At 29.3% G+C, this 9,146-nt stretch carries 10 protein-coding genes; 9 read left to right on the plus strand and 1 reads right to left on the minus strand.

Going from position 1 to position 9,146, the window contains the following annotated elements; translation table 11 throughout:
- The 7 genes from aroC to VK998_RS12805 all read left to right on the plus strand — a co-directional run.
- The coding region (gene aroC / locus VK998_RS12775; RefSeq protein ID WP_325229015.1) for a chorismate synthase at nt 1–1,137 on the plus strand (1,137 nt) is incomplete at its 5' end.
- Between the two features lie 5 nt (nt 1,138–1,142).
- A complete protein-coding gene (gene aroB, locus VK998_RS12780; RefSeq protein WP_325229018.1) occupies nt 1,143–2,183 on the plus strand; it encodes a 3-dehydroquinate synthase in 1,041 nt (346 codons plus the stop codon).
- The gene (gene aroA, locus VK998_RS12785) at nt 2,174–3,463 is read left to right on the plus strand and encodes a 3-phosphoshikimate 1-carboxyvinyltransferase (RefSeq protein ID WP_325229022.1); all 1,290 of its coding nucleotides are present in this window, start codon (nt 2,174–2,176) and stop codon (nt 3,461–3,463) included. The genes aroB and aroA overlap by 10 nt, the downstream gene beginning before the upstream one ends.
- A gap of 73 nt (nt 3,464–3,536) precedes the next feature.
- Nucleotides 3,537–4,112 carry a phosphate propanoyltransferase gene (pduL, locus tag VK998_RS12790; protein ID WP_325229025.1) on the plus strand — a complete coding sequence of 192 codons (576 nt, stop codon included), beginning with the start codon at nt 3,537–3,539 and terminating at the stop codon, nt 4,110–4,112.
- A gap of 10 nt (nt 4,113–4,122) precedes the next feature.
- Nucleotides 4,123–4,776 (plus strand): deoxyribose-phosphate aldolase, encoded by a 654-nt coding sequence (gene deoC, locus VK998_RS12795; protein ID WP_325229028.1) that lies wholly within the window; start codon nt 4,123–4,125, stop codon nt 4,774–4,776.
- 159 nt (nt 4,777–4,935) lie between these two features.
- A complete protein-coding gene (locus tag VK998_RS12800) occupies nt 4,936–5,292 on the plus strand; it encodes a ferritin-like domain-containing protein (protein ID WP_325229032.1) in 357 nt (118 codons plus the stop codon).
- A 15-nt stretch (nt 5,293–5,307) separates the two neighbouring features.
- Nucleotides 5,308–6,093 (plus strand): family 1 encapsulin nanocompartment shell protein, encoded by a 786-nt coding sequence (locus VK998_RS12805; RefSeq protein WP_325229035.1) that lies wholly within the window; start codon nt 5,308–5,310, stop codon nt 6,091–6,093.
- A 57-nt stretch (nt 6,094–6,150) separates the two neighbouring features.
- Here VK998_RS12805 and ychF read toward each other — a convergent pair whose 3' ends face one another.
- Entirely contained in the window at nt 6,151–7,242 is a 1,092-nt protein-coding gene (gene ychF / locus VK998_RS12810) for a redox-regulated ATPase YchF (protein ID WP_325229036.1), read from the minus strand.
- A gap of 191 nt (nt 7,243–7,433) precedes the next feature.
- On the opposite strand from ychF, the gene VK998_RS12815 reads away from it, so the two are divergent.
- Complete coding sequence (locus tag VK998_RS12815) at nt 7,434–7,913, plus strand: YhcN/YlaJ family sporulation lipoprotein (RefSeq protein ID WP_325229039.1); 480 nt, start codon at nt 7,434–7,436, stop codon at nt 7,911–7,913.
- A gap of 103 nt (nt 7,914–8,016) precedes the next feature.
- A partial coding sequence (locus VK998_RS12820; protein ID WP_325229042.1) for an insulinase family protein occupies nt 8,017–9,146 on the plus strand: 1,130 nt, incomplete at its 3' end.

Here is a 9,146-nt window from a genome sequence, read left to right on the forward strand (position 1 = left end):
GAAGGTGATGAAATGATTAGATATTTAACAGCTGGAGAATCTCATGGTAAAGGATTAATAGGTATAATGGAAGGATTTCCATCTAATTTGTATTTTGATATAGAGTTTATAAACAATGAACTTAGTAGAAGGCAGAAAGGATATGGGCGAAGCAATAGAATGACTATTGAAAGGGATAAAATTCAAATTATTTCAGGAATAAATAATGACTATACAACAGGAAATCCTATATCCATTAAGATAGATAACAAAGGAGTTAATATAGATTTAGTTGAGGTAACAAGACCTAGACCAGGTCATGGAGACTTAGCAGGTACACTAAAATATAATCATAAAGGTGGAAGAAATGTATTAGAAAGAGCCAGTGCTAGAGAAACTGCTATGAGAGTGGCAATAGGTAGTATATGTAAATTATTATTGAAAGAATTTAATATTAATATATATAGTCATATAATTGAGATTGGAAATATTAAAATTTCAGACGAAATATATCTTAATATTGATAAAGAAGAACTATTGAAAGCAGATGAGTCTGTTATTCGAATATTGGACAAGAGGGCAGAAAAAAAGATAATAAAAAAAATAGAAAAAGCTAAAGAAGAAGGGGATACTTTAGGGGGAGTTATTGAGGTGATTGGAACTAATATACCTATAGGATTGGGTAGTTATGTAAACTGGGATAAAAAGCTAGATGGTAGAATTGCCTATAGTATAATGAGTATTCCAGGTATAAAAGGTATTGAGTTTGGATTAGGTTTTTCTACTGCTAGTAGATTAGGATCTCAAGTTCATGATGAGATTTATTATGGTGAAGAAGGATATTATAGAGAAACCAATAATGCTGGAGGAATTGAGGCTGGAATTTCTAACGGAGAAGATATAATTTTTAGAGCAGTTATGAAACCTATCCCCACATTGAAAAAACCCTTAAACACTATAGATATGGAGACTAAAGAAGAGGCATTAGCCCAATTTGAACGTTCTGATGTTTGCGCTGTACCATCCGCTAGTATAGTGGCTGAAAGTATGCTTGCTTATGTATTAGCTAATGAGATGGTTTCAAAGTTTGGTGGGGATAGTGTTGAAGAAATGAAAATGAATTTTAACAATTATATGGAAGGTTTAAAAAACAGGTGATTAGCATGAATATAAAAATAGGTGATAATATATTAGGCTTATTGAATAGCTATTTAAAAGAGAAAAAAATCAATAACCTATATATTATAACTGATAAAAATGTCAATAAATTTTATTTTGATTATCTATATAACAATATAAATGAGTGTAGTTTTAATAGTTATATTTTACCACCAGGTGAAAAGAGCAAATCTATAGATACTGTTTTATCTATATATGATGATTTAATAGAGAAAAATATAGATAGGAACACATTGATTATTAGTTTGGGTGGAGGTGTAGTAGGAGATATAGCAGGTTTTGTTGCTTCTTCATTTAAGAGAGGTATAGACTATATTCAAATACCTACAACCCTTTTAGCACAGGTGGATAGTAGTGTTGGTGGGAAAGTAGGCATAGATTATGGTGGGTTTAAAAATATTATAGGTTCATTTTATTTTCCTAATATGGTAATTATAGATATAACCTTTTTAGAAACCTTATCTAATAGAGATATTACTTGTGGAATTGGTGAAATATTGAAATATGGTCTAATATCAGATTATAAATTATTCGAATTTGTTAGTTCAAATATATCTAATATATTTGAGAAAGATAAAGGAATTCTGTTAAACATAATTAATAAATCAATAGCAATAAAAAGAGATATTGTAAACAAGGATAAGTATGATAAAGGTATTAGAAAGATTTTAAACTTTGGACATACTGTAGGTCATAGTATAGAAGCTTATTATAAATTTTCAAAATATAATCATGGAGAAGCAGTAATTTTAGGAATGATATATGAGTCTTATATTGCTAAAGAATTAGGATTAATTGATGATGAATATTTTAATAAAATATTTAAAGTTTTAAAAAAATTAGTATCTCCAATAAAATTTAAAGTTGAGGAGATAAATATTTTACTCAATATAATGAAGAATGATAAGAAAAATATGGGAAATGATATAGTATTTGTTTTACCTATATATAAAGGAAGAGTAGATATATATAGTAATATTGAAAAGAAAATAATAATAAATAGTTTAAAGGGTGAATGGTTTTGATTATAAAAGGTAAAAGAGGCAGCTTAAAGGGAGAGATAGAAGTTCCTGGGGATAAATCTATTTCCCATAGGAGTATAATGATAGGGGCTTTAGCAGAGGGAATGACTACAGTATCAGGTATTTTAACGTCTGAAGACGTTAAAAGAACCATAGAAGCTTTTGAACAAATGGGAGTAAATATAAAAATAGAAAGAGGAAAAGTAAATATAGAAGGTGTAGGACTCAAAGGTCTTAGAAAGCCTAATTCTATAATTGATTGTGGTAATTCTGGTACTACTATGAGGCTTTTAAGTGGGATATTAGTAGGCCAAAATTTTCACACTACTTTAGTAGGAGATAGTTCATTAAACAATAGACCTATGGACAGAATTATAAAACCTCTAAGGAAAATGGGGGCAAATATACAAGGAAGGGAAGATAGGTTTGCTCCTTTAGAGATCAAAGCTAGTGGGAAAAAGTTAAAAGGTATCAAATATCGATTACCAATGGCTAGCGCCCAAGTTAAATCTGCTATATTATTGGCTAGTTTATATGCAGAAGGTCAAACTTGTATTGATGAAGGAAGGACTACTAGGGACCATACAGAAAGGATGTTGAATTATTTTGGCTATTCTTTATGTAGTAATAGAGAGAAAATATACATGGATATAAATGGACATTTAGTAGGGAGAGATATTTATATTCCTGGGGATATATCTTCTGCAGCTTATTTTATGGTTGCAGCTACTTTAATAAAAGATTCCAATATACTTATAAAAAATGTAGGCATTAATCCTACAAGGACTGGAATAATAAAGGTACTCAAAAAGATGGGAGCAAATATAAAACTCATCAATAAAAGAAAAATAAATAATGAACCAATTGCTGATATTCATGTGAGATATTCTAGATTAAAGGGTATAACAATAGATGAAGATATAATAGGGACTTTAATAGATGAAATCCCTACTATTGCTGTAGCGGCTTCCTTAGCAGAAGGAGAAACAACTATTAAAGGGGCAGAGGAATTAAAATACAAAGAAAGCAATAGGATAAGAGCAATATCTAGCGAACTAAAGAAGATGGGAGCAAATATACGAGAGCAGTTTGATGGTATGACCATAGCAGGCACTAAAGCTTTAAAACCTGCTTATTTAAATTCTTATAATGATCATAGAATTGCTATGGCTTTATCTATTGCAGCTACAACAGCAGAGGGCGAATCAAAAATTAATGGGCATAATTGCGTAAAAGTTTCGTTCCCAAAATTTTACGATATTTTGTTTCAGCTATCATCTTAGGTGTTTGATTTTTTATTTACAAACTAATATAATTATTAAGGAAGATAAACTACTTTTAAAGGGAGGAATTGATATGAGTTTTAAATTACCAATTGCATTATCTAATAGACATATCCATTTAAGCCAAGAGGACTTAAATATTTTATTTGGAGAAAATTATGAATTAACTAGGACAAAAGATCTATCTCAACCAGGTCAGTTTGCTTGTGATGAAAAGGTAGATATTGTCGGTTCCAAAGGGACTATTAAAGGAGTTAGGGTTTTGGGACCTATTAGAAGTAATACTCAAGTAGAAATTTCTATTTCTGACGCTTTTAAACTTGGTGTGAAACCAGTTGTTAGGAACTCAGGAGATATAGATGGAACACCAGGAGTGAAAATCGTTGGACCAAAAGGTGAGATCGACTTAGAAAACGGAACAATAGTTGCAGCAAGGCATATACATATGCATACATCAGATGGGAAGAAATTTGGAGTCAAAGATGGAGATATAGTCAAAGTTAAGACAGAAGGAATGAGGTCTATAGTATTTGAAAATGTTTTAGTAAGAGTAAAGGATAATTTTGCTTTAGAAATGCATGTGGATATAGAGGAAGGAAATGCTGCTGGAGTAAAAAATGGTGAGTTGGTGGAATTAATAAAAGAATAGGAGTGATTTAATGAAAACTATAGCTTCTATGATTGATCATACATTGTTAAAACCAGAGGCTACAGAAGAAATGATTAAAAATCTATGTAATGAAGCAATAGAATATGGTTTTGCAGCAGTATGTGTTAACCCTTTTTATGTAAAATTGGCAAAAAAAATTTTAATGGATTCAGAGGTTAAAATTGCAACAGTAATAGGATTTCCTTTAGGGGCAAGTTCTAAAGGCGTTAAAGCTTATGAAGCTACTAAAGCTATTGAAGATGGAGCAGATGAAGTAGATATGGTAATAAATATAGGAGCTTTAAAGAATAAAGATTTTGAATTTGTAAAGAAAGATATAAAGTCAGTAGTAGATGCAGTTAATGGTAATGGAATCGTAAAGGTAATAATAGAAACTTGTTTATTAACTGAAGAAGAAAAAGTAAAAGCTTGTCAATTATCTAAGGAAGCAGGTGCTCACTTTGTGAAAACTTCTACTGGCTTTAGCACTGGTGGTGCTACCATAGAGGATGTTAAACTTATGAAAAGTATTGTAGGAGAACATTTGCAAATTAAAGCTTCAGGAGGAGTTAGAGATTACGAAACTGCTATTGCCATGATAGAAGCAGGGGCTTCAAGAATTGGAGCTAGCGCTTCTGTAAATATAGTTAAAGGGTTAAAATAAAATTATTTCAAAAAGCTAAGTAGTGATAAGAAATTACTTAGCTTTTTATATTTTTTTATACTATATAAAATTGATATTTTATTACATATAATCAATGATTACTTTAAACATTAATGGGTAAAATTAATATAATAGAAAAATCGTAGGAGGAGATAATTTATGAGTCAATATCATGAACCAGTAGAGTTATTAGATGAAAAGGCTAAAGATATAGTTAGGGCGCTAAACAGCCTAAAAGAAGAAGTAGAAGCTGTAGATTGGTATAATCAAAGGGTGGTAGCTTCTAATGATGAAGAATTAAAAGCTATTATGGCCCATAATAGGGATGAAGAAATTGAACATGTATGTATGACATTAGAATGGCTTAGAAGGAATATGCCTGTATGGGATGAAGAATTAAAAACTTACTTATTTACTGAAGGACCTATTGCTGGTATTGAAGAAACAGCAATGGGAAAAGATTCTGAAGAGGATACTGAAGAAAAATCTGGATTGAATGTTGGAGATCTAAAATAAGGGAGTGAAATAATAATGTTGTATAGAGAACTTGCACCAATAACTAAAGAAGCTTGGGAAGAAATAGAAGATAGACTTATGGAAGTTTTTAAAACCTATCTTTCCGCACGAAAAGTAGTTAAAGTAGAAGGGCCTAAGGGTCGTGATTACAATGTAATAACTGATGGTCGATTAGGAGAAATAAAAGAAGAAGGAGATCTTTGCTATGGCAGTTATAAAGTATTGCCTTTAACAGAAGCAAGAATTGAATTTGAAATGGATAGATGGGAGTTAGATAATATAACTCGAGGAGCAAAAGATATAGATTATGAACCATTAGAGGAAGCAGCTAAAAAAATAGCTTTATTTGAAGAAAATGCAGTATATAATGGACTGAAAAATTCATATATTAAGGGGTTAGTTAATGCTGCTGAAGGAGAAACCTTAACTTTTGGGGATGATCCAAATTCCATTATGGATTCCATTACAGAAGGTTTGATAAAACTTAAGGAAGTTTATCAAGAAGGACCTTTTGCTTTAATAGTTGGAGAAGAAGCTTATAGAAGGATTATTTCTAAAGAAACAGGATATCCATTGGAAAAGCGTATAGAAGATCTTCTTGGTCATAAAATAGTTTATAGTCATGTTGTAGATGGAGCGTTATTGCTTCCATACGATCACGAAGACTTAGAACTAACTATTGGAGAAGATCTATCAATAGGATATCAATATAATGATAATAAAAAGGTAAGATTTTTCATCACTGAATCTTTTACATTTAGAGTATTAGACCCAAGTTTAATAATAAACTATAAAATATAATGAAATATAAACATAATGATATAAAAAAATCAAGTGGTCTAGCTGACCACTTGATTTTTACACATTAAATCTAAACAAGACTACATCTCCATCTTGTATTATATAATCTTTTCCTTCTAATCGTACAAGTCCTTTTTCTTTTGCTTGGGTAGTCCCACCGCAATCTAGAAGATCTTTATAATTGATAATTTCTGCTCTAATAAATCCTTTTTCTATATCCGAATGTATTTTTCCTGCTGCTTTTGGAGCTTTAGTTCCCTTTTTAATAGTCCAAGCTCTTACTTCCTTTGGACCTGCTGTTAAGAAACTCATTAAGCCTAAAAGATCATAACTAGCATTTATTAACTTATCCAAGCCTGGCCTTTCCAAACCCAATTCAGCTAAAAACTCTTTTTTCTCTTCTTTATCCAATAGGGATATTTCTGATTCGATCTTTGCTGAAACTACAATCACTTCAGAATTTTCTTTTGAGGCATATTCTTTAACTGATGTTACATATTTATTATCTTCATCCTTTAGTAAATCTTCTTCAGATATATTACAAACGTACAATATAGGCTTTATAGATAATAAACCAAAGCTTTTTAACAAGTTAATCTCTTCATGTGAAAAACAAATACTTCTCAAAGGTTGTTCTTTTTCAATAGAGTCTTTAACAGTTTTAAGCAACTGAAACTCCTTATTATAAGATTTATCTCCTTTAGCAAGTTTTTCAACTTTTTGTAACCTATTATTTATGATTTCTAAATCAGAAAGCATTAGTTCTAAATTAATGATTTCAATATCATCAATTGGACTGATTTTTCCTTCTACATGAGTTACATTTTCATCTTCAAAACATCTAACTACATGAACTATTGCTTCTACTTCTCTAATATGTGATAAGAACTTATTTCCTAATCCCTCACCTTTACTTGCACCTTTTACTAAACCAGCTATATCAAAAAATTCTATAGTAGCAGGAACTACTTTTTCTGGTTTTACTAAATTAGCCAATAAATCTAGCCTAGTATCTGGAACAGGTACTATACCTATATTAGGTTCTATAGTACAAAAGGGATAATTTTGTGCTTCTGCTTTTGCAGATGTTAGTGCATTAAATAAAGTACTTTTTCCTACATTTGGTAATCCAACAATTCCTAATTTCATTAAAATCTTCCTTTCAAAATCCATAAACTTTGCACAAGAACTATTATATATTATATAATATTGCAATTCAACTATAACCAGGTTTTAATTAATAGGATATTCAATTAGACCTTTTTTAATTTATAAATTAAATTTTGTAATAAATTTTTCCTTTATTGAAAAACTATATTGTGAGAGGAGGAAAAATCTATATGAATAAGGAAAGTCTATTTAAAATAAAATTATTATTGATTATATTAATATTAAGTAGTGTTATAGTTGGTTGTACTAAAAAAGAGAATATAGTTGAGGATAAGAAAGATGAATATAATGAAGAAATAACTTTGGATGTAGGAGGCAAAGATCAGGATTTGTTAATTAGATCAGAAAATATCTCCGATCTAGTAGTAAATTTATATGGCATAGACAATGCTACATCTATTATATTTAATGATGTAGTAGCAGTGGGGCTGGAAATGGCAGATGGCACTAAACTAACAGATGATATTAAAGAAATGGTAATAAAGACAATATTAGAAAATGACACCATGATAAGACAGGTGCTTATAACAGACAATAAAAAGACATTTGATCAAATTGAAAACATTATATTATCTTTAATGAATGGTAAGCCTTATGATGATCAGGTAAAGGAAATTAATAGGATAATCGAAAAACTAAAGAAGGAATAAACAAAAACCCGTCATATGACTGGGTTTTTATTTATATCAATTATATAAGTACTAATTTTTAATTTGGGTATTATAAAATAAGAAGAATTAGGAGGTTAATTGTGTGGATTTAGAGATTAAAAGGATTAATATTAGTAAAGGCATAAATTTAAACATAATTTGTAAGGAGGAATCCAAAGTCAATTCATTAAGTGTTTATTTCATACTACCTTTAGATAGAAAACAAGTGACAGCTAATGCTTTGCTTCCATTGGTTTTAAAAATGGGCACTAAAGAATTGAATACATACTTAAAGACAAATGAAAAATTAGAAGGAATGCAGGGTCTTAAATTAAGCACTAGTGTAAATAAAAAAGGAGAAAAACAAGTAATTAGGTTAACAATAGAAGTACCTAGAAACATAAATGCAAAGGATCAAAAATATTTTTTGAATGCAATAATATTTTTAAAGCAGATAATATTTGAGCTCTATCTAGAAGATCGTATATTTATATCCAAGCATGTAGAAAATGGTAAAAGAAATTTAAATGATTTAATGGAAAAGAGAAAAAAGGATATGAAACATTACTCTAATCATCGATGCATTGAAGAAATGTTTAAAAACGAAAGATATAGTATTTCTCCTTTAGGTTATAGTGAAGACTTAAAAGATATAGATAACAATGTGCTGCATAAAGAATATCTTAGATTATTATCTAAAGCCCCTATGGAAATATTTTATGTTGGCCAATATGAAAATTATATAGAGGATTATATAAAAGATATTTTTAAATTTGACAGAAATGATATTTATGTAATAGAAAGGGAGAATATAACTAGAAAGGTACAGACTAAAAATATGATTTATGAGGATATGGATATAGATGAAAACTGGTTGGTAATAGGATATAGAACGGGAATACTTTATGAAAATCCATTATACTATGGACTATTAGTTGCCAACCAAATATTAGGAGTTGGTAATGGTTCTAAATTATATAAATATCTTAAAGAATCTAAAAATTTGGTTTATAATATAGATTCTAAAGTACATAAATATAAATCATTTATTTTAATAGATAGCAAAATAAAAGTTCAAAATTATGAAGAAATAATAATAGCCATTAGAAATCAAATAAATCAAATAAAAAATGGGGAATTTTCAAAAGAAGATATTTACGCTTCTAAAAAATCTATTATAAACACTATTGAATCAATAAAAGATAATAATATATTAATATCTGAATTCTTTCT

The organism is Schnuerera sp. (genome assembly GCF_035459645.1).
Classification (GTDB): domain Bacteria; phylum Bacillota; class Clostridia; order Tissierellales; family Tepidimicrobiaceae; genus Schnuerera.